Raw genomic sequence first — 17,753 nt, forward strand, 5'->3', positions numbered from 1 at the left:
AACCGTTCGATGAACCCGATTTCCCTCTTTTGCATTCTTGCAGGCGTCACGTTGAACGCTGGTGCGCAGTTGCTGCTCAAAGCCGGTACGAATGCCGTTGGACACTTCGAATTCACCCGTGCGAACATCCTGCCCATCGCCTTTCGCCTGGCAACCCAGCCGCCGATCATCGGCGGGCTGGCCTGTTATGTGATCAGCGTGGCGGTGTGGATCATCGGGCTGTCGCGGGTGGACGTGTCGATCGCCTATCCGATGCTGTCGCTCGGCTACGTCGTCAATGCGTTCGCGGCGTGGTACCTGTTCGGCGAAGTGCTGTCGGTACAGAAGCTGATCGGTATCGGCATCATCCTGATCGGCGTGCTGGTGCTGGCGCGCAGCTAGATGCCGCGGTCCTGGGCAACGGTGTGCCGGACACAATTTATTACTGTTTATCGCCAGCGCCGACTGGGAAGATGCAGACGGCAAAAGAAACCGTAAGCGGGCAACCCAACCGGCTAAGGAATCCGTAAGGTTGACCACGGTATGCTGTGCGGTTGCGCCCTTTTTTGCCGCGGCCTGGATTTGCGCACAATTTGCGCTCAGTGTGTGGTTTACTTCGCGCCCTTCGGGTTGCGCCCTTTCAATCGAGCGAAGCATTCATGAGCCAGTCAACAGTCCCGTTCTTGCCATTTGTCAAACCCGAGATCGATGAGGAAACGATTCAGGGCGTCGCCGACGTGCTGCGCTCCGGCTGGATCACCACCGGCCCGCAGAACCAGAAATTCGAAGCGGCGCTCTCCGAGTTCTGCGGCGGCCGTCCGGTGCGCACGTTCAATTCGGGCACGGCGACGCTGGAGATCGGCCTGCGCATCGCCGGCGTGGGCGAAGGCGACGAAGTCATCACGACACCGGCGTCGTGGGTTTCGACCAGCAACGTGATCTATGAAGTCGGCGCGACGCCGGTGTTCGTCGATATCGACCCGGCCACGCGCAATATCGACCTCGACCTGCTCGAAAAAGCCATCACGCCGCGCACCAAGGCGCTGCTTCCGGTGTATCTGTCGGGCCTGCCGGTCGACATGGATCGTCTGTACGAGATCGCCCGCGCCCACAAGCTGCGCGTGATCGAAGACGCCGCACAGGCGTTCGGCTCGACGTGGAAAGGCGAGCGCATCGGCAAGCTGGGCGACATGGTCTCGTTCAGCTTCCATGCGAACAAGAACCTGACCTCGATCGAAGGCGGCGCGCTGGTGCTGAACAACGAGGAAGAAGCGATCCTCGCGCAGAAATACCGCCTGCAGGGCATCACGCGCACCGGCTTCGACGGCATGGACTGCGACGTGCTCGGCGGCAAATACAACCTGACGGATGTCGCCGCGCGCGTCGGCCTCGGCCAATTGCCGCATCTGAAGCGTTTCCTCGCGCAGCGCAGGAAACTGGTCCGCGCGTATTTCGCGGGCCTGGAAGGTGGCGCGGCGTCAAAACTGGGAGTCGGCCTGCCACTTGCTGACCTTGAAAACAGCAACTGGCACATGTTCCAGATCACGCTGCCGCTCGAGAAACTGTCGATCGACCGCGCCGGCTTCATGGGTCAGTTGAAGGAGCGCGGCATCGGTTCGGGCGTGCACTACCCGGCGATCCACCTGTTCTCGCTGTACCGCGCGCGTGGCTTCAAGGAAGGCATGTTCCCGCATGCGGAACGGTTCGGCGCGACCAACGTCACGCTGCCGCTCTTCACGTTGATGAACGAAGGCGACGTGGAGCGCGTGTGCCGCGCGGTCAATGAAATTTGCGAACAATACGGAAAATAAGCGGAAATGATTTATTCGGAACATCGCGCTGCCGCACCGGAAGTGTCGGTCATCATCCCGGTGTACAACGAGGAAGCCGGTCTGGCTGCGCTGTTCGCGCGCCTGTATCCGGCGCTCGACGCGCTCGGCACCGGTTATGAAGTGATCTTCATCAACGACGGCAGCCGCGACAAATCCGCCGCCCTGCTCGCCGAACAGTTTCGCGCGCGTCCCGACACGACGCGCGTGATTCTGCTGAACGGCAACTACGGCCAGCACATGGCGATTCTGGCGGGCTTCGAGCAATCGCGCGGCGAGATCGTCATCACACTCGACGCCGACCTGCAGAATCCGCCGGAAGAAATCGGCAAGCTGGTCAACAAGATGCGCGAAGGCTACGACTACGTCGGCACGATTCGCCTGCAACGCCAGGACAGCCTGTGGCGCCGCAAGGCTTCGCGCGCGATGAACCGGCTGCGCGAGCGCATCACCCGCATCAAGATGACCGACCAGGGCTGCATGCTGCGCGCGTACAGCCGGCACATCATCGACACGATCAATCGCTGCGGTGAAATCAACACGTTCATTCCGGCGCTCGCGTACACCTTCGCGCAGAATCCGGTGGAAATCGAGGTGGCGCACGAAGAGCGTTTCGCCGGCGAATCGAAGTACTCGCTGTATTCGCTGATCCGCCTGAACTTCGACCTCGTCACCGGCTTCTCGGTCGTGCCGCTGCAATGGCTGTCGTTCATCGGCGTGATCCTGTCGCTCGGGTCCGCGGCACTGTTCGTGCTGCTGCTGATTCGACGCTTCATCATCGGCGCGGAAGTGCAAGGTGTGTTCACGCTGTTCGCTATCACGTTCTTCCTGCTCGGCGTAATCATCTTCGCGCTCGGCCTGCTCGGCGAATATATCGGCCGGATCTATCAGCAAGTGCGTGCGCGTCCACGCTACCTCGTGCAGACCATTCTCGAACAGCGCGACGGCACGACCGTGACCGAAGCGCCGCGCCAGACCGTCGTGCAGGCCGTGCAGGCCGCGCCGCTCCTCGATCAGGGCCCGAATCCATGAAGCCACGCGCTGTCGTATTCGCGTATCACAACGTCGGCGTGCGCTGCCTGCAGGTGCTGCTCGCGCGCGGCGTGGACGTGGCGCTCGTCGTCACGCACGAAGACAGCCCGACCGAAAACATCTGGTTCGGCAGCGTCGCCTCCGTCGCGGCCGAGCACGGCATTCCGGTCTTGACGCCGAACGACCCGAAGAGCCCCGAGCTGCGCGCCGCGGTAAGCGCCGCGCGCCCGGACTTCATCTTCTCGTTCTACTACCGCCACATGCTGCCGGTCGACGTGCTGGCGCTCGCCGCACGGGGCGCTTACAACATGCACGGCTCGCTGCTGCCGAAATACCGCGGCCGCGTGCCGACCAACTGGGCGGTGATTCACGGCGAAACGGAAACCGGCGCGACGCTGCACGAAATGGCCGCCAAGCCCGACGCGGGCGCGATTCTCGCGCAAACACCAGTGCCGATCCTGCCCGACGATACCGCAGCACAAGTCTTCGACAAGGTCACCGTGGCCGCGGAGCAAACGCTGTGGCGCGTGCTGCCGTCCCTGCTGGCGGGCGAGGCGCCGCATCTGCCGAACGACATCGCGCACGGCAGCTACTACGGCGGACGCAAGCCGGAAGACGGCCGCATCGACTGGACACAATCGGCGCAACAGGTCTACAACCTGATCCGCGCGGTCGCACCGCCCTATCCCGGCGCTTTCACGGATATCGGCGAGCGGCGCTTCATCGTCACGCGGGCGCGCCTCGCCGCGCCCGGCGCGCTTCGCTCGGATTTGCCCCCGGGCCTGCACGTAAGCGATAATGCCGTTTTCGCGATATGCGGCGACGGCCGCGCGATCGCCATCCACGAATTGCGGCACCAGCACGACGGCAGCGAGACTGTCGTCACTCCGGCCGAATTTGCCCAGCTCATCCAAACTCCCCGTTACTCATGAAAAAAGTCCTGATCCTGGGTGTGAATGGCTTCATCGGCCATCACCTGTCCAAACGCATTCTCGAAACGACCGATTGGGAAGTCTTCGGCATGGACATGCAGACCGAGCGTCTGGGCGATCTGATCAATCATGAGCGGATGCACTTCTTCGAAGGCGACATCACGATCAACAAGGAGTGGGTCGAATATCACGTCAAGAAATGCGATGTGATCCTGCCGCTGGTCGCGATTGCCACGCCCGCCACATACGTCAAGCAGCCGCTGCGCGTGTTCGAACTCGACTTCGAGGCGAACCTGCCGATCGTGCGTTCGGCCGTCAAATACGGCAAGCACCTCGTGTTTCCGTCCACGTCCGAGGTCTACGGCATGTGCACGGACGAGCAGTTCGATCCGGAAGAGTCGCAACTCTCGTACGGCCCGATCAACAAGCCGCGCTGGATCTACGCGTGCTCCAAGCAGTTGATGGACCGCGTGATCTGGGGTTACGGCATGGAAGGCCTGAACTTCACGCTGTTCCGTCCGTTCAACTGGATCGGACCGGGCCTCGACTCGATCTACACGCCGAAGGAAGGCAGCTCGCGCGTGGTCACGCAGTTCCTCGGCCATATCGTGCGCGGCGAGAACATCAGCCTCGTCGACGGCGGCGCGCAAAAGCGTGCGTTCACGGATATCGACGACGGCATCGGCGCGCTGATGAAGATCATCGAGAACAAGGACGGCATCGCCACGGGCAAGATCTACAACATCGGCAACCCGACCAACAACTTCTCGGTGCGTGAACTCGCGCACAAGATGCTGACGCTCGCCGCCGAATTCCCGGAGTACGCCGACACGGCCAAGCAGGTGCAACTGATCGAAACGTCGTCGGGCGCTTACTACGGCGCGGGCTATCAGGACGTGCAGAACCGCGTGCCGAAGATCGACAACACGATGCAGGAACTCGGCTGGGCGCCGAAGTCGACCTTCGACGAAGCGCTGCGCAAGATTTTCGAAGCGTATCGCGGCCACGTCGGCGAAGCGCGCGCGCTCGTCGAACAGCAATAAGGGCTGATCCTTGGCTCGTATCGTCCTGAAGATCGACGTCGACACGCTGCGCGGCACCCGCGAGGGGGTGCCGAACCTCGCACGTATCTTCGACCGCTTCAAGGCGCGCGCCACCTTCCTCTTTAGCCTCGGGCCCGACCACACCGGTTGGGCAATGCGCCGCGTGTTGCGCCCGGGCTTTCTGAAAAAGGTCTCGCGTACCTCGGTGGTCGAACACTACGGTGTCAAGCAGCTGATGTACGGCGTGCTGCTGCCCGGTCCGGACATCGGCGCCAAGGCCTCGGCGGAAATGCGCGCGATCCACGAAGCCGGCTTTGAATGCGGCATTCATACGTGGGATCACGTCTACTGGCAGGACAACGTGCGCTCGAAAGATCGCGCATGGACCACGGCGCAGATGCAGCAAAGCCACGACCGTTTCGTCGAGGTGTTCGGCGCGCCGCCGACCACGCACGGCGCGGCCGGCTGGCAGATGAACGGCCATGCGTTCGAGCAGATCGACGCGTGGGGCATGCACTACGCGTCCGACGGGCGCGGCCACTCGCCGTATCTGCCGGTGGTCGACGGCCGCACGCTCACGCATGTGCAGATGCCCACCACCCTGCCCACGCTCGACGAAGTGCTCGGCGTGGACGGTGTGGAAGCGCACAACGTCGCCGCATGGATGTTGAAGCACACCGAAAACAATCCGCACGATCAGGTGTACACGCTGCATGCGGAACTCGAAGGGCAAAAGCTCGCGCCGATCTTCGAGCAGCTTCTGGAAGGCTGGCGCGCGCAAGGCCACACCTTCGCGACGATGGGCGATTACTACGCCACGCTAGACCGCAGCACGCTGCCATCGTACCCTGTTACATGGGGCGAAATTCCAGGGCGCTCCGGCGAGTTGATTGTCCAGCCCTGACTGATCAACGTGCAGCCGGCCCTGACGATCCGTCCGCCGCGCGAGAGCATGCCGCGCGCCGGCTGCCCCACCCCCAAGTCTCGATGCCAGGCCGACGCTGCCGCACTCATCCGGCGCAGGCCATCACAACCGGAGAACCTCGTGCCCATTGCAGTCGACCAACCCATCCCCGACTTCACCGCCCCTGCTACCGGTGGCGAGATCACGCTGTCCAAGCTGCGGGGCAAGAAGGTGGTGCTGTATTTTTATCCGAAGGACAACACGCCGGGCTGCACGACCGAAGGTCTGCAGTTCCGTGATCTGTATCCGAAGTTCAAGAAGGCCGGCGCGGAAATCCTCGGCGTGTCGCGCGACAGCCTGCGCTCGCATGACAACTTCAAGGCAAAGCTCGAATTGCCCTTCCCGCTGATCTCGGATCCTGAAGAAACGCTGTGCGCGCTCTTCAACGTCATCAAAATGAAGAAAATGTATGGCAAAGAAGTACGGGGAATTGAACGCTCCACGTTCCTCATCGACGGCGAAGGCGTGCTGCGCCAGGAGTGGCGCGGTGTGAAAGTGCCCGGCCACGTCGACGATATTCTGGAGGCTGTACAAGCGCTTTGAGGCGCGTTATATTGGGTTGCAATGAGTGCCTGTACACCCCAATTTTTTGCCGCTGCGCCAGACTTGACGGCCGCTTCCCGTTTCCTGGGTTCCGTCGGAGTCGTGAGGTGCAACGCGAGCACTGTAGGCGAGCCGCTTGCCCCGTACGCCGGGGCGGCGGCTTTTTTAATTGCGCGCAGCCGTTCGTTCACTCGGCCGCGCGCTTCCGTTAAGGAGCCGATCGAAGACCAGGCGAACCGGCATCTCTAGACCGAATGCGCGCCTCCGGGCGCAATCTGCGTGCGCACTCATTGGCACCGGCAGAATGCGACAGGCGGCGCACGATATGTGACCCGATTAATTCGAGGGAAACCATGCCTTTGCCTACCCCCCCCAGCAAGCTCGGCAATCTCCTGCCGCCTGACGAATACAAGGCCAAAGCCGCCAGCCCGGCGCGCTCCGCCGCGAAGAAACAGGCTGCCGACGGGGAATCCGCAGAGTCGGCCGACTACGGCCGCGCGAACGTCGCCACGCCGATGGCGCACGCCGCCAATGCCGCGACCACCTTGCGGCCGGTGCCGGCATCGTCGGCTGCTCCTGCCGCGTCTGCCGGGCAAGCCGCTCCGGCGCGCAGCGCAACGGCGCCCGGCCGCAAATCGAAGCAGACCGCCGCCCTGCTGCAACCGGTTCCCGCTACCCGTCCGCAAGCCGAGCCGGCTGCGCAGCCGGTCGTCGCCCGTACGCCGAGCGCGAAGCAGGCCGAAGCCAGCACACCCGCAGCCGTCGCGCCGAGCACGCGCGGCACCAGCAAGAAACGCGGCACCGGCACCCAGCCGGCCGAAGTCCAGAAGCTTTTCGTGCTCGACACGAACGTGCTGATGCACGATCCGAGCTGCCTGTTCCGTTTCGAGGAACACGACGTCTATCTGCCGATGATGACGTTGGAAGAACTCGACAACCACAAGAAGGGCATGTCGGAAGTCGCGCGCAACGCCCGTCAGGTGAGCCGCACATTGGACGCGCTGGTGGCGAACGCCGGCAACATGTCCGACGGCATTTCGCTCGCGCGTCTGGGCAGCCGCGAGGCGTCTGGGCGTCTGTACTTCCAGACCAAGCTGACCGCCATCGAGCCGGTGGAAGGTCTGCCGGAAGGCAAGGCCGACAATCAGATCCTCGGCGTGGTGCGCGCATTGCAGCGCGACCGGATGGATCGTCAGGTCGTGCTGGTGTCGAAAGACATCAACATGCGCATCAAGGCGCATGCGCTCGGCCTGCCCGCTGAAGACTACTTCAACGACCAGGTGCTCGAAGACAGCGATCTGCTGTATTCCGGCATCCGCGCGCTGCCGCAGGATTTCTGGACCAAGCACGCAAAGGGCATGGAGAGCTGGCAGGACACCAAGACCGGTACGACGTACTACCGCGTGACGGGTCCGCTGTGCGCCTCGATGCTGGTCAACGAGTTCGTCTATCTCGAGCCGCAGAACGGCGAGCCGGCGTTTCACGCGCTGGTGCGCGAGCTGAACGGCAAGACGGCGCTGCTGCAAACCTTGCGCGACTACGGCCACCACAAGAACAACGTGTGGGGCATCACGGCGCGCAACCGCGAGCAGAATTTCGCGCTGAACCTGTTGATGAATCCGGAGATCGACTTCGTCACGCTGCTGGGTCAGGCCGGTACCGGCAAGACGCTGGTCGCGCTCGCCGCCGGTCTCGCGCAGGTGCTGGACGACAAGCGCTACAACGAGATCATCGTGACGCGCGCGACGGTGCCGGTCGGTGAAGACATCGGTTTCCTGCCAGGTACGGAAGAGGAAAAAATGCAGCCGTGGATGGGCGCATTCGACGACAACCTCGAAGTCCTGCAAAAGACTGACGACGCAGCCGGCGAATGGGGCCGCGCCGCGACTCAGGAGCTGATCCGCTCCCGCCTGAAGGTCAAAAGCATGAACTTCATGCGTGGCCGCACGTTCGTGGACAAGTATCTGATCATCGACGAGGCGCAGAATCTGACGCCTAAGCAGATGAAGACGCTGGTCACGCGCGCGGGTCCGGGCACGAAAATCATCTGTCTGGGTAACATCGCGCAGATCGATACGCCTTATCTGACGGAAGGCAGTTCGGGTTTGACGTACGTGGTCGATCGCTTCAAGGGTTGGGCGCACAGCGGGCATGTGACACTGGCGCGCGGCGAGCGCTCGCGCCTTGCCGACTACGCGTCGGAAATTCTTTAAGTTTCAGTTAGTTAGCTTTAACCAGAAGCCGCCTCCGGAGTATTCCGGACGCGGCTTTTTTCTTGACTGTGCGTTCTCGCCGGGCAACACTTAGCGCACGAACTTCATGTAATTTGTCAAGAATTCTTGCCGGAGCGAGGTTCCAAGGGCTACCATCCCGACATCGTTCGTCGTTAAACGGGCGTTTACCGCTCTCCTCGTCTTCATGCGCCGACTCGCCTTTTCGCTGCTGACCGTTCTGCTGCTCGCCGCCTGCGCCGGCGCGCCGCAGAAAACGTCGTCGCGCTCGGGCGGCTCGGTCGTAGTGGCGAACGGCGCTTATCATGCTCCGCCGCCCGGCTTTCCGAATTTCGTCGACCACAGCATCGGCCGCGAGGAAATCTCGATTCAGGCGATGAGCCTCGTCGGCATTCCATACCGCTGGGGCGGCAATACGCCGGACAGCGGCTTCGATTGCAGCGGATTGGTTCGCTATGTCGTCTTGCGCGCGGCGTCGGTGAATCTGCCTCGCACGACGGCGGACATGAGCGGGCGCGGCGAATCGATCGAACCGGACGGGATCGCCCCGGGCGATCTGATTTTCTTCAACACGACGGGGCGCGCGCATTCGCACGTCGGCATTTATGTGGGCAAGCTGCGCTTCGTCAACGCGCCGTCGACCGGTGGCACGGTGCGGCTCGACTATCTGACCAATCCGTATTGGGCCAAGCGTTTTGACGGGATTCGTCGCGTGGCCGGACCGGCTGCGACGCCGGCGCCGTTCGATACGCCGAGTTATCAGGCGGCGGCGCCCCAGCCTGAGCGCGTCGCGCCTGTGGCGCAGACGGCGCCGGCTTATGCGGGTACGGCGGCGGCCGTGGCGCCGACGTCGGCGAAGACAGCCACACAGCAGCCGGTTTATGCCGCAGGCGCGCTGCAACCCCAATCGCAATCGCAGCAGACAGCCCGCGTCGCGGCGACGCCGCGCGCGCCGTTGACCACTGAGGCGCAACCGACAACGACCGCGGCCACGCCCCAAGCCGATCCGTTCGAACCACCACCGCCCGGAATGAGCGCAGCGCAGATCCAGGCACGCGCGGCGGGCGCCGTATCGCCGACGCCGGTTCAGGCGGCTCAAGGCAGCGCGTATGACGCCGGCGCGCCCGCTCAACAACAGCCGACGGCTTCACGCACCGCTGCGCAAACGGCGGCCGCCCGCGCGCCCGATCCAATCGATGCCGCCGCCGACGCGTTCGAGCCACCGCCGCCCGCGTCCGTCGCCGCGCGCCAGGCTCGACAAGCGCAGCAAGCCGATGAGAATGGCAGCGTGCAGATCATGCGCGCGTCGACGGCCTCGCGCGGCATGCCGGCCCCCACGCAAACCAACGACGATCCGATCGCCCGCTTCGCCAACGGCAACTACTGACGCCATCACGCGGGGCTCAGCCGCGCCAACTTGCGCGCCATCATGCGCGTCGCCATCGCCCCGCACGCCACAACGACCCCGCCGATCTGCTATCGTCATCGATATTCTTTCGACAGCGGGTGATGACGATGGATCTCGGGCTTAAAGACAAGGTGGTGTTGATCACGGGCGGCAGCAAGGGGATCGGGTTCGCCTGCGCCCGCGCGTTTGCGCTCGAAGGCGCGAAAGTCGCGATCGTCTCGCGCGATCCCGCGAACCTCGCGCGCGCTTACGAGCAGTTGAAGCAGGAAGGCCTGCACGTGCACCGGACCCGCGCCGATCTGCACGAACCGCACAGCGCCGCCGATATCGTCGAGGAAGTCAGCACCGCGGTCGGCCCGATCGACATACTGATCAACAGCGCCGGCGCCGCGCGCCGCTACGACCCGGAAACGCTCGATGCCGACGCGTTCCGTGCCACCATGGAAGCGAAATACTTCCCCTACATCTATCCCCAGCAGGAAGTGCTGCGCCGCATGGCCGAGCGCGCCAAATCCAGCAACGGCGGCGAGCCCGGCACGATCGTCAACATCATCGGCATGGGCGGCAAGATCGCGAGCGACATCCATATTGCAGGCGGCGCCGCGAACGCCGCGCTGATGCTCGCCACCGTCGGCCTCGCCCACTATTACGCGCGCTACGGCATCCGCATCAACGCGATCAACCCCGGCGCGACGCTGACCGAGCGTGTCGAGGAGGCGGTCAAGCTCGAAGCGACGCAGCAAGGCATCGAGAGCGCGGAAGCGCTCGCGCGCGGGCAGGCCAAAGTGCCGCTCGGACGCTATGCCAAACCGGAGGAAATCGCTGACGTCGCGCTGTTTCTGGCGAGCCGCCGCGCGAGCTATGTGACGGGCGCAATCGTCCCGATGGATGGAGGCAGCGCGCCGCTGATCTAGACGGCGCGCTTCGAACCCCGAGTGTGATAACGCGGTGGTCAGCGCCGCCGCGCGCTTACAGGAAGCGGTGGCCGAGCCACCATGCAGCGCCGGAGAGCGCCGCGGAAGCCGGGATCGTCAGAATCCACGCCCACACGATGTTGCCGGCCACGCCCCAACGCACCGCGCTCAGCTTCTGCGTCGCGCCGACACCGACGATCGCGCCGGTAATGGTATGCGTGGTGGACACCGGAATGCCGAGCCATGACGCGGTAAACAGCGTGATCGCGCCACCCGTCTCCGCACAAAAGCCGCCGACCGGCTTGAGCTTGGTGATCTTCTGGCCCATCGTGCGGACAATGCGCCAGCCGCCGAACAGCGTGCCGACGCCCATGGAGAGATAACAGCCGCCAATCACCCACAGCGGCGGCGCATCCGCAAACGACGACGCATAGCCGGTAGCGATCAGCAGCATCCAGATAATGCCGATGGTTTTCTGCGCGTCGTTGCCGCCGTGGCCGAGGCTATACAAGCCCGCCGACACCAGTTGCAGGCGCCGGAAACGCCGGTCGACCTTGCTCGGCGGCGTGCGGAAGTAGATCCACGACACCGCCAGCATGAAGAACGAGCCGAGCACGAAGCCGAGCAGCGGCGAAATGAAGATGAAGGCGACCGTCTTCATCAGGCCGTCGAAATTCAGCGAGCCCCAACCCGATTTGGCGAGCGCCGCGCCCACCAGGCCGCCGATCAGCGCATGCGAGGAACTCGACGGAATGCCGTAGTGCCAGGTGATGATGTTCCAGCCGATCGCGCCGACCAGCGCACCGAAAATCACGTAATGGTCGACGATATTCGGGTCGATCGTGCCCTTGCCGACGGTCGCCGCCACTTTCAGGTGAAACACGAAATACGCGATGACGTTGAAAGCCGCCGCGAAGGCCACCGCCTGCTGCGGCTTCAGCACGCCGGTCGAGACGACCGTGGCGATCGAATTGGCTGCGTCGTGGAAGCCGTTCATGAAGTCGAAAATCAGCGCGACGGCGACCAGGCCGGTGACGACCCAGATTGCGAGTTGTATCGATTGCATTATGCGTTTTCCAGCACGATGCCTTCGATGATGTTCGCTACATCCTCACACTTGTCCGTGATCGTTTCGAGCAATTCATAGATCGCTTTCAGCTTGATCAGGGTCTTGACGTTGTCTTCTTCGCGGAACAGTTTCGACATGGCGGAGCGCAGCACGCGGTCGGCTTCCGATTCCAGACGGTCGATGTCCTCGCAGGCCTTCAGGATCTGGCTCGCCTGCTTCATGTCGGACAACAGGCTCACGGCGAACTGCACGCGCTCAGAGGTTGCCGTGCAGATGTGCGCCAACTGGCTCGCCTCGGAGGTCACGGCCTGCACGTCGTACAGCGAAATGGCGGTGGCGACGTCCTCCATCAAATCGAGGATGTCGTCCATCGTGGTGATCAGCTTGTGGATCTCGTCACGGTCGAGCGGCGTGATGAACGTCTTGTGCAGCAGGTCGATGGTTTCGTGCGTGAGCTTGTCAGCGGCCTTCTCGGCTTTCTGCACGTTTTGCTTATGGGTCTCGGCGTCCTGCAGGTTGTCGATCAGCAGCTCGAGTTCGCGGCTTGCAGAGACGATGCACGTTGCGTGCGCATTGAAAATTTCAAAGAACTTGCCCTCGGTGGGCATGAATCGACCGAACATTGGGATCCCGAAAATTGGTCACATTTATGGCTGACATAAAACCGCCACATTGTACCGTTGCGAGACCCGAGCCGCACTTTTGAAAGCGCCGTTACAACGACGCTCCAGTTATCGCTTCACTTCTCCGCTCAATCGCTGTAGAAATTCTGCGCGCCGGCAAAGTTGTCGAACTTCGTGAATTGGCCATGGAACGTGAGCCGAACGGGGCCGATCGGACCATTCCGCTGTTTACCGATGATGATCTCGGCCGTGCCTTTGTCCGGACTGTCCGGGTTGTACACTTCGTCGCGGTAAATGAACAGGATCACGTCGGCATCCTGTTCGATAGCGCCGGATTCGCGCAAGTCCGACATGATCGGCCGCTTGTTCGGACGCTGCTCGAGACCCCGGTTGAGCTGCGACAAGGCGATTACCGGCACGTCGAGTTCCTTGGCGAGACTCTTCAGCGAACGCGAGATTTCCGAGATTTCGGTCGCGCGGTTTTCACCCGACGACGAGCCGCTCATCAGCTGCAAATAGTCGATGATGATCAACCCGAGCTTGCCGCACTGGCGCGACAATCGGCGCGCGCGCGAGCGCAATTCCATCGGGTTCAGACCGCCGGTTTCGTCGATGAAAATCTGCGCCTCGCTCATTTTCTGCACGGCGTGAGTGAGCTTCGGCCAATCCTCGTCAGTCAGGCGCCCGGTTCGCATGCGGTGCTGATCCAGCCGCCCGACCGAGCCGAGCATACGCATGGTGAGCTGTGAACCCGGCATTTCCATCGAGAACACCGCAACCGGCAAGCCGTACTCGACCGCCACGTATTCGCCGACGTTCATCGAAAACGCCGTTTTACCCATCGACGGACGGCCCGCGACGATGATCAGCTCGCCGCCGTGCATGCCCGAAGTCATGCGGTCCAGATCGACAAAGCCGGTCGGCGTGCCCGTTACGTCGCTCGGATTGGCGGTGTGATACAGCGTGTCGATCCGCTCGACCACTTCCGTGAGCAGCGGCCCGATTTCGAGAAAGCCTTGCGTGCCGCGCGCGCCGTCTTCGGCGATCGAAAACACCTTCGACTCGGCCTCGTCCAGCAGCTGGCGGACTTCTTTGCCCTGCGGATTGAAGGCGTCGGCCGAGATTTCATCGGCAACCGAGACCAGCCGGCGCAACACCGCGCGATCGCGCACGATTTCCGCGTAGCGGCGGATGTTGGCCGCGCTCGGCGTGTTCTGCGCCAGCGCGTTCAGATAGGCGAGACCGCCGACCTCTTCCGCCTTGCCCGAGGTGCCGAGCGCCTCGTACACGGTGATTACGTCGGCCGGACGCGTGGCCGCGATCAGCTTGCCGATGTGCTCGAAGATGATACGGTGGTCGTAGCGGTAAAAATCGCTCTGCGACAGGAAGTCGGCGATGCGGTCCCACGCGGCATTGTCGAGCAGCAGGCCGCCCAGCACCGATTGCTCGGCCTCGATCGAATGCGGCGGGACTTTCAGCGACTCGAGTTGGGGATCTTTGGACGGTGCGTTCATGGAGAGGGATTATCGGGCAAATCGGGGGCGCGCGGGCGGCTGCGGCGAGCGGGAAAAACAAAAAAACGGGCACAAAAAAACAGGGGCCGGTTCCCCGGCCCCTGCCTTTTGCCAGCAACCTCCTGGCAGATGCTATTTGATGCTTAGACGCGGTCGGCTTAGACGCGGTCGACTTAGACGTGCTCGCCGATCACAGCCACCGTCACATCGACCAGAACGTCGGTGTGCAGCGAGATTTGAACTGCGTGTTCGCCAACCATCTTCAGCGGGCCTTCCGGCAGACGCACTTGCGCCTTTTCCACTGCGAAGCCTTGCTTGACCAGAGCTTCAGCGATGTCCGCGTTCGTCACCGAACCGAACAGACGGCCGTCGACGCCAGCCTTCTGATTGATCTGAACCGTCGAGCCGCCCAGCTTTTCGCCTTGAGCTTGAGCCGCAGCCAGCTTTTCAGCGGCGACTTTTTCGAGTTCTGCACGGCGCACTTCGAATTCAGCCAGGGCTTCCTTCGTTGCACGGCGAGCTTGCTTGTTCGGGATCAGGAAGTTACGTGCGTAACCGTCCTTGACCTTCACGATATCGCCCAGGTTGCCCAGATTGACGACTTTTTCCAGAAGAATAATTTGCATTCGGAGACTCCTTATCGCGTCGTCGGGTTAGGCCTTGTGCTGGTCGGTGTACGGCACCAGCGCGAGGAAACGTGCGCGCTTGATTGCCGTGTCCAGCTGGCGTTGATAGTGCGACTTCGTACCCGTGAGACGCGCCGGCGTGATCTTGCCGTTTTCGCCGATGAAGTCCTTCAGCGTTTCGAGGTCCTTGTAGTCGATGTGATCGACGCCAGCGGCCGTGAAACGGCAGAACTTCTTGCGCTTGAAGAGCGGATTTTGTTGCTGACGACGCTTGTCGAATTTCTTACCAGTCGGGCGGGGCATGTTTAGTCCTTTCCAATGTCCTGCAATGCTGTGATGTGAAATACCAGAGTTCTTGCGTTGCGGTGCTTTTTCGCCAGAAAGCCTGTGAAGAGCGTTTCTACGCCCATCTGACAGCTTTCCAGCTTACCGCTCGCCTCGCCCGCGGCTACTGCCTGCATGGTCAGTTCGACTTGCCGGGCGATGCCGGCTTCGACGACTTCCGTGCGATGGTGCAACGTGCAGCCTGCAATCGGAACGCCGGCGGGGGTGTACCGCACCGGTTCGCGTTCGACGACGCTGGCCGTGAGTTGCAGCCGGTTCATGTAGCCTTTGGCGAGAACGACGCTGAATCTGGTAGCTTAAATAGTGTGTCTTAAGCCTGCGCTTCGGACGGTTGCGTAGCAGCCGACTTCTTGGCTTCTTCGCGCTGCACTTCCTTCATCATCGGCGACGGGCCGGTTTCGGCCTTCTTCATCTTGACGATCAGGTGACGCAGAACAGCGTCGTTGAACTTGAATGCGTGTTCCAGCTCGTCGAGCGTGGTTTGGTCGCATTCGATGTTCATGCAGACGTAGTGAGCCTTCGCGAGTTTCTCGATCATGTAGGCCAGTTGGCGACGGCCCCAGTCTTCGATACGGTGGATCTGGCCACCGTGCGACGTGATCGTGCTCTTGTAACGCTCGATCATGGCGGGCACTTGCTCGCTCTGATCGGGATGCACGATAAAGACGATTTCATAATGACGCATACACACTCCTTGTGGATTAAAGCCACCCGGGCGTCGGAACCGGTGTGGCAAGTGAGAAGCCAAAGAGTGTAACCCGAATGGGGCCGGGTTGCAAGGCATCCCGTTATTGCGGCGCGTGAATCGGGTGTGTTTTCAAGGGTTTAGGCGGTGGCGCCGCGAAGCCGGATGCAGCATTTCGTGCGGGGCAGCCTGAAACGGGCGGTCAGCCTTTTCGCGTTAAGCAAGAGCAGCCGGCGGGGCCTGGCGGCCCGCCAAGGCCGCCAAGCCGCCATTTGCCGTCTACGAGCCCGCTTCCGTGCGCTCGCTGCCGCTTTGCAGCCGCGCCTTCAACGCCACTTCCAGCCCCTTCAGCGCATCGGGCGCGGCGTCCGAGATCGCCCACCAGGTCATGCCTTCCGCGTTCCAGTGCGCGATCGAGTAGCCTTCCCGACCGAGCGTCGCGGGCACCGCGCCGCCGGTGTCTCGGCCTGTACCGCCGGAACCGGTCTGCGGAAAGACGTACACGTCGATCACGTGCTTCTGGTAGCGGTACACCAGCACGGCCACCCGCTGATGCGCGAGGTAGTCCAGACGCCCGCCTTCCAGCGCGAAGCCGTTCGCCGCCAGATCCTCGACCGGCGGCGAATAGTCGAGCCGGCCATTGAACCACGGCTTGACCGTATGCCGGTCCGTCGAAATCACGTCGATGTCGCGCCCCGACACCTGCGCGCGCACGTGGCTTTCCACCAGTTCGTCGGCGAACGGCCCGAAGTCCGCCGGCCGGCGCAGGTTCAACGCCACGCCCGCCGCGACCGCGCACAACGCGACGACCAGCGCCGTCAGCCAGCCGCGCGCAAACACGCCGCCTGAGCCAACCGAGCCGCCCGCGCCCGTCGGCCAGCCGAAGCCGCCTTGCGGCGCGCGCCGGCCGTCCAGCCAGCGATCAAGCCAGCCCCGCCGCGCACGCTCGCGCGGCGGCGTCTTGACGTTGGCAACCGGCGCCTCCGCCGCCGCAACCGGTTCCTCGACGGGCGGCAACCCGGCAACGATCCGCTCACGCAGCGACTGCGGCGCACGATGATAAGGCGCCGCGCGCACCGCGCCACTCAAGGCCCGCAGGTTCTCGCTTTCGCGCCGGCAGGCGGCGCAGCTCTCGATATGCTGCTGGACGCGCCGGGCATCCGGCGCGGGTAATTCGTGATCGGCGTTCGCGTCGAGGAGCGGCCGCGCTTCGTTACAGTCCATCTGGCGTCTCCTGAGCGTTGCCGGCGGCGCTGCCGCCTGGCGTGTTGAGTGGCCGGCCGTTGGCGGACGCCCGCAATGGGGTCACGCTCGCCGTGGCCGATTTACCTGGGCCGGGCCCCGCGCACGTGGACGACCTGTGCGACGCCGCTGCGCCCCCCTGTTTCTCCATGAGCAGCGCGGCTAGCTTGCGACGCCCCCGCGCGAGCCGGGACATCACCGTGCCGATCGGCACGTCGGCCACCGCCGCGATCTCCTTGTAGCCCATCTCCTCCAGCTCCCGCAGCGTCAGCACTTCCCGATATTCGACCGGCAACTGCGCGAGCGCCTCGTGCACGAGCTTCGAGTCCTCGTCGCGGATCAGGAGCGCTTGCGGGTCGGCGCCGCCCACGCTCCAGCCGTCGAAGGTGGCGTCGTCCATGGTGTCGTCGAACTCGACCGTTTCGTGCGACGAAGCCCGCCGTCGCCATTCCGTGTACCAGGTGCGGCGCACGATCGCCAGCAGCCACGGCCGCGCCGAATCGCCGCGAAAGGTGTCGAAGAAGCGAAACGCGCGCATGAAGGCTTCCTGCACGACATCGTCGGCATCGCTGGCGTTACCGCACAACCAGCGCGCAAGGTTATACGCGGCATCGAGGTGCGGCAGCGCCATCTGCTGAAAGCGCCGGCTCCTCGCTGCTTCGGACTCGCCGTGCGCGCGGACAGGTTCTGAATCGGTCTGGACCACCTCGGCCCTCCAGGGCATTGCGGGCTATGCGATGGAGCTCGTCGTGACACTCTCTACAGCGCATAACC

General features: G+C 63.2%; 19 protein-coding genes. 10 read left to right on the forward strand and 9 right to left on the reverse strand.

Going from position 1 to position 17,753, the window contains the following annotated elements:
• Positions 1-9 precede the first annotated feature (9 nt).
• From P0D73_RS04240 to P0D73_RS04285, 10 genes are all read left to right on the forward strand, one after another.
• Complete coding sequence (locus P0D73_RS04240; protein WP_132374797.1) at positions 10-381, forward strand: SMR family transporter; 372 nt, start codon at positions 10-12, stop codon at positions 379-381.
• A 257-nt stretch (positions 382-638) separates the two neighbouring features.
• Entirely contained in the window at positions 639-1,790 is a 1,152-nt protein-coding gene (locus P0D73_RS04245; RefSeq protein ID WP_408175592.1) for a DegT/DnrJ/EryC1/StrS family aminotransferase, read from the forward strand.
• 6 nt (positions 1,791-1,796) lie between these two features.
• Entirely contained in the window at positions 1,797-2,840 is a 1,044-nt protein-coding gene (locus tag P0D73_RS04250) for a glycosyltransferase (protein WP_132374799.1), read from the forward strand.
• Positions 2,837-3,772: a formyltransferase gene (locus tag P0D73_RS04255; RefSeq protein ID WP_408429927.1), complete on the forward strand. Its 936-nt coding sequence runs from the start codon at positions 2,837-2,839 to the stop codon at positions 3,770-3,772. Before P0D73_RS04250 ends, P0D73_RS04255 begins: the two co-directional genes overlap by 4 nt.
• The gene (locus P0D73_RS04260) at positions 3,769-4,815 is read left to right on the forward strand and encodes a bifunctional UDP-4-keto-pentose/UDP-xylose synthase (protein WP_132374801.1); all 1,047 of its coding nucleotides are present in this window, start codon (positions 3,769-3,771) and stop codon (positions 4,813-4,815) included. The genes P0D73_RS04255 and P0D73_RS04260 overlap by 4 nt, the downstream gene beginning before the upstream one ends.
• 10 nt (positions 4,816-4,825) lie before the next feature.
• Positions 4,826-5,719: a polysaccharide deacetylase family protein gene (locus P0D73_RS04265; RefSeq protein WP_408175595.1), complete on the forward strand. Its 894-nt coding sequence runs from the start codon at positions 4,826-4,828 to the stop codon at positions 5,717-5,719.
• 141 nt (positions 5,720-5,860) lie between these two features.
• The gene (locus P0D73_RS04270; protein WP_408175596.1) at positions 5,861-6,322 is read left to right on the forward strand and encodes a peroxiredoxin; all 462 of its coding nucleotides are present in this window, start codon (positions 5,861-5,863) and stop codon (positions 6,320-6,322) included.
• Between the two features lie 353 nt (positions 6,323-6,675).
• Positions 6,676-8,535 carry a PhoH family protein gene (locus tag P0D73_RS04275; RefSeq protein WP_132374804.1) on the forward strand — a complete coding sequence of 620 codons (1,860 nt, stop codon included), beginning with the start codon at positions 6,676-6,678 and terminating at the stop codon, positions 8,533-8,535.
• Positions 8,536-8,740: 205 nt separating this feature from the next.
• Positions 8,741-9,940, forward strand: coding sequence for an NlpC/P60 family protein (locus tag P0D73_RS04280; protein ID WP_408429930.1), 1,200 nt, complete (start codon positions 8,741-8,743; stop codon positions 9,938-9,940).
• Between the two features lie 128 nt (positions 9,941-10,068).
• The gene (locus P0D73_RS04285) at positions 10,069-10,875 is read left to right on the forward strand and encodes an SDR family oxidoreductase (RefSeq protein WP_408288156.1); all 807 of its coding nucleotides are present in this window, start codon (positions 10,069-10,071) and stop codon (positions 10,873-10,875) included.
• Positions 10,876-10,930: 55 nt separating this feature from the next.
• On the opposite strand, the gene P0D73_RS04290 is transcribed toward P0D73_RS04285, so the two are convergent.
• From P0D73_RS04290 to P0D73_RS04330, 9 genes are all read right to left on the reverse strand, one after another.
• Entirely contained in the window at positions 10,931-11,941 is a 1,011-nt protein-coding gene (locus P0D73_RS04290) for an inorganic phosphate transporter (RefSeq protein ID WP_132374806.1), read from the reverse strand.
• Entirely contained in the window at positions 11,941-12,567 is a 627-nt protein-coding gene (locus tag P0D73_RS04295; protein WP_012432805.1) for a DUF47 domain-containing protein, read from the reverse strand. The genes P0D73_RS04290 and P0D73_RS04295 overlap by 1 nt, the downstream gene beginning before the upstream one ends.
• Before the next feature lie 128 nt (positions 12,568-12,695).
• Positions 12,696-14,081, reverse strand: coding sequence for a replicative DNA helicase (locus P0D73_RS04300; protein ID WP_064269887.1), 1,386 nt, complete (start codon positions 14,079-14,081; stop codon positions 12,696-12,698).
• Between the two features lie 173 nt (positions 14,082-14,254).
• A complete protein-coding gene (gene rplI, locus P0D73_RS04305; RefSeq protein WP_132374835.1) occupies positions 14,255-14,707 on the reverse strand; it encodes a 50S ribosomal protein L9 in 453 nt (150 codons plus the stop codon).
• 27 nt (positions 14,708-14,734) lie between these two features.
• A complete protein-coding gene (gene rpsR / locus P0D73_RS04310) occupies positions 14,735-15,010 on the reverse strand; it encodes a 30S ribosomal protein S18 (RefSeq protein ID WP_007182109.1) in 276 nt (91 codons plus the stop codon).
• Between the two features lie 2 nt (positions 15,011-15,012).
• Complete coding sequence (gene priB / locus P0D73_RS04315) at positions 15,013-15,312, reverse strand: primosomal replication protein N (protein ID WP_007182110.1); 300 nt, start codon at positions 15,310-15,312, stop codon at positions 15,013-15,015.
• A 50-nt stretch (positions 15,313-15,362) separates the two neighbouring features.
• Positions 15,363-15,737, reverse strand: a complete 375-nt coding sequence (rpsF, locus tag P0D73_RS04320; protein WP_006048823.1) for a 30S ribosomal protein S6 — start codon at positions 15,735-15,737, stop codon at positions 15,363-15,365.
• Positions 15,738-16,016: 279 nt separating this feature from the next.
• Entirely contained in the window at positions 16,017-16,961 is a 945-nt protein-coding gene (locus tag P0D73_RS04325; RefSeq protein WP_408429932.1) for a zf-HC2 domain-containing protein, read from the reverse strand.
• Positions 16,951-17,685 (reverse strand): RNA polymerase sigma factor, encoded by a 735-nt coding sequence (locus P0D73_RS04330; RefSeq protein ID WP_408430255.1) that lies wholly within the window; start codon positions 17,683-17,685, stop codon positions 16,951-16,953. The genes P0D73_RS04325 and P0D73_RS04330 overlap by 11 nt, the downstream gene beginning before the upstream one ends.
• Between the last annotated feature and the right edge of the window lie 68 nt (positions 17,686-17,753).

Origin of the sequence: Paraburkholderia sp. RL18-101-BIB-B, assembly GCF_046026985.1 — a bacterium.
Taxonomy (GTDB): Bacteria; Pseudomonadota; Gammaproteobacteria; order Burkholderiales; family Burkholderiaceae; genus Paraburkholderia.

What these genes read in the sequence shown, in the direction of transcription:
- P0D73_RS04240 (WP_132374797.1), top strand. Translation starts at nt 10, where the DNA reads ATGAACCCGATTTCCCTCTTTTGCATTCTTGCAGGCGTCACGTTGAAC.
- P0D73_RS04245 (WP_408175592.1), top strand. Translation starts at nt 639, where the DNA reads ATGAGCCAGTCAACAGTCCCGTTCTTGCCATTTGTCAAACCCGAGATC.
- P0D73_RS04250 (WP_132374799.1), top strand. Translation starts at nt 1,797, where the DNA reads ATGATTTATTCGGAACATCGCGCTGCCGCACCGGAAGTGTCGGTCATC.
- P0D73_RS04255 (WP_408429927.1), top strand. Translation starts at nt 2,837, where the DNA reads ATGAAGCCACGCGCTGTCGTATTCGCGTATCACAACGTCGGCGTGCGC.
- P0D73_RS04260 (WP_132374801.1), top strand. Translation starts at nt 3,769, where the DNA reads ATGAAAAAAGTCCTGATCCTGGGTGTGAATGGCTTCATCGGCCATCAC.
- P0D73_RS04275 (WP_132374804.1), top strand. Translation starts at nt 6,676, where the DNA reads ATGCCTTTGCCTACCCCCCCCAGCAAGCTCGGCAATCTCCTGCCGCCT.
- P0D73_RS04280 (WP_408429930.1), top strand. Translation starts at nt 8,741, where the DNA reads ATGCGCCGACTCGCCTTTTCGCTGCTGACCGTTCTGCTGCTCGCCGCC.
- P0D73_RS04285 (WP_408288156.1), top strand. Translation starts at nt 10,069, where the DNA reads ATGGATCTCGGGCTTAAAGACAAGGTGGTGTTGATCACGGGCGGCAGC.
- P0D73_RS04290 (WP_132374806.1), bottom strand. Translation starts at nt 11,941, where the DNA reads ATGCAATCGATACAACTCGCAATCTGGGTCGTCACCGGCCTGGTCGCC.
- P0D73_RS04295 (WP_012432805.1), bottom strand. Translation starts at nt 12,567, where the DNA reads ATGTTCGGTCGATTCATGCCCACCGAGGGCAAGTTCTTTGAAATTTTC.
- P0D73_RS04300 (WP_064269887.1), bottom strand. Translation starts at nt 14,081, where the DNA reads ATGAACGCACCGTCCAAAGATCCCCAACTCGAGTCGCTGAAAGTCCCG.
- rplI (WP_132374835.1), bottom strand. Translation starts at nt 14,707, where the DNA reads ATGCAAATTATTCTTCTGGAAAAAGTCGTCAATCTGGGCAACCTGGGC.
- rpsR (WP_007182109.1), bottom strand. Translation starts at nt 15,010, where the DNA reads ATGCCCCGCCCGACTGGTAAGAAATTCGACAAGCGTCGTCAGCAACAA.
- priB (WP_007182110.1), bottom strand. Translation starts at nt 15,312, where the DNA reads ATGAACCGGCTGCAACTCACGGCCAGCGTCGTCGAACGCGAACCGGTG.
- rpsF (WP_006048823.1), bottom strand. Translation starts at nt 15,737, where the DNA reads ATGCGTCATTATGAAATCGTCTTTATCGTGCATCCCGATCAGAGCGAG.
- P0D73_RS04325 (WP_408429932.1), bottom strand. Translation starts at nt 16,961, where the DNA reads ATGGACTGTAACGAAGCGCGGCCGCTCCTCGACGCGAACGCCGATCAC.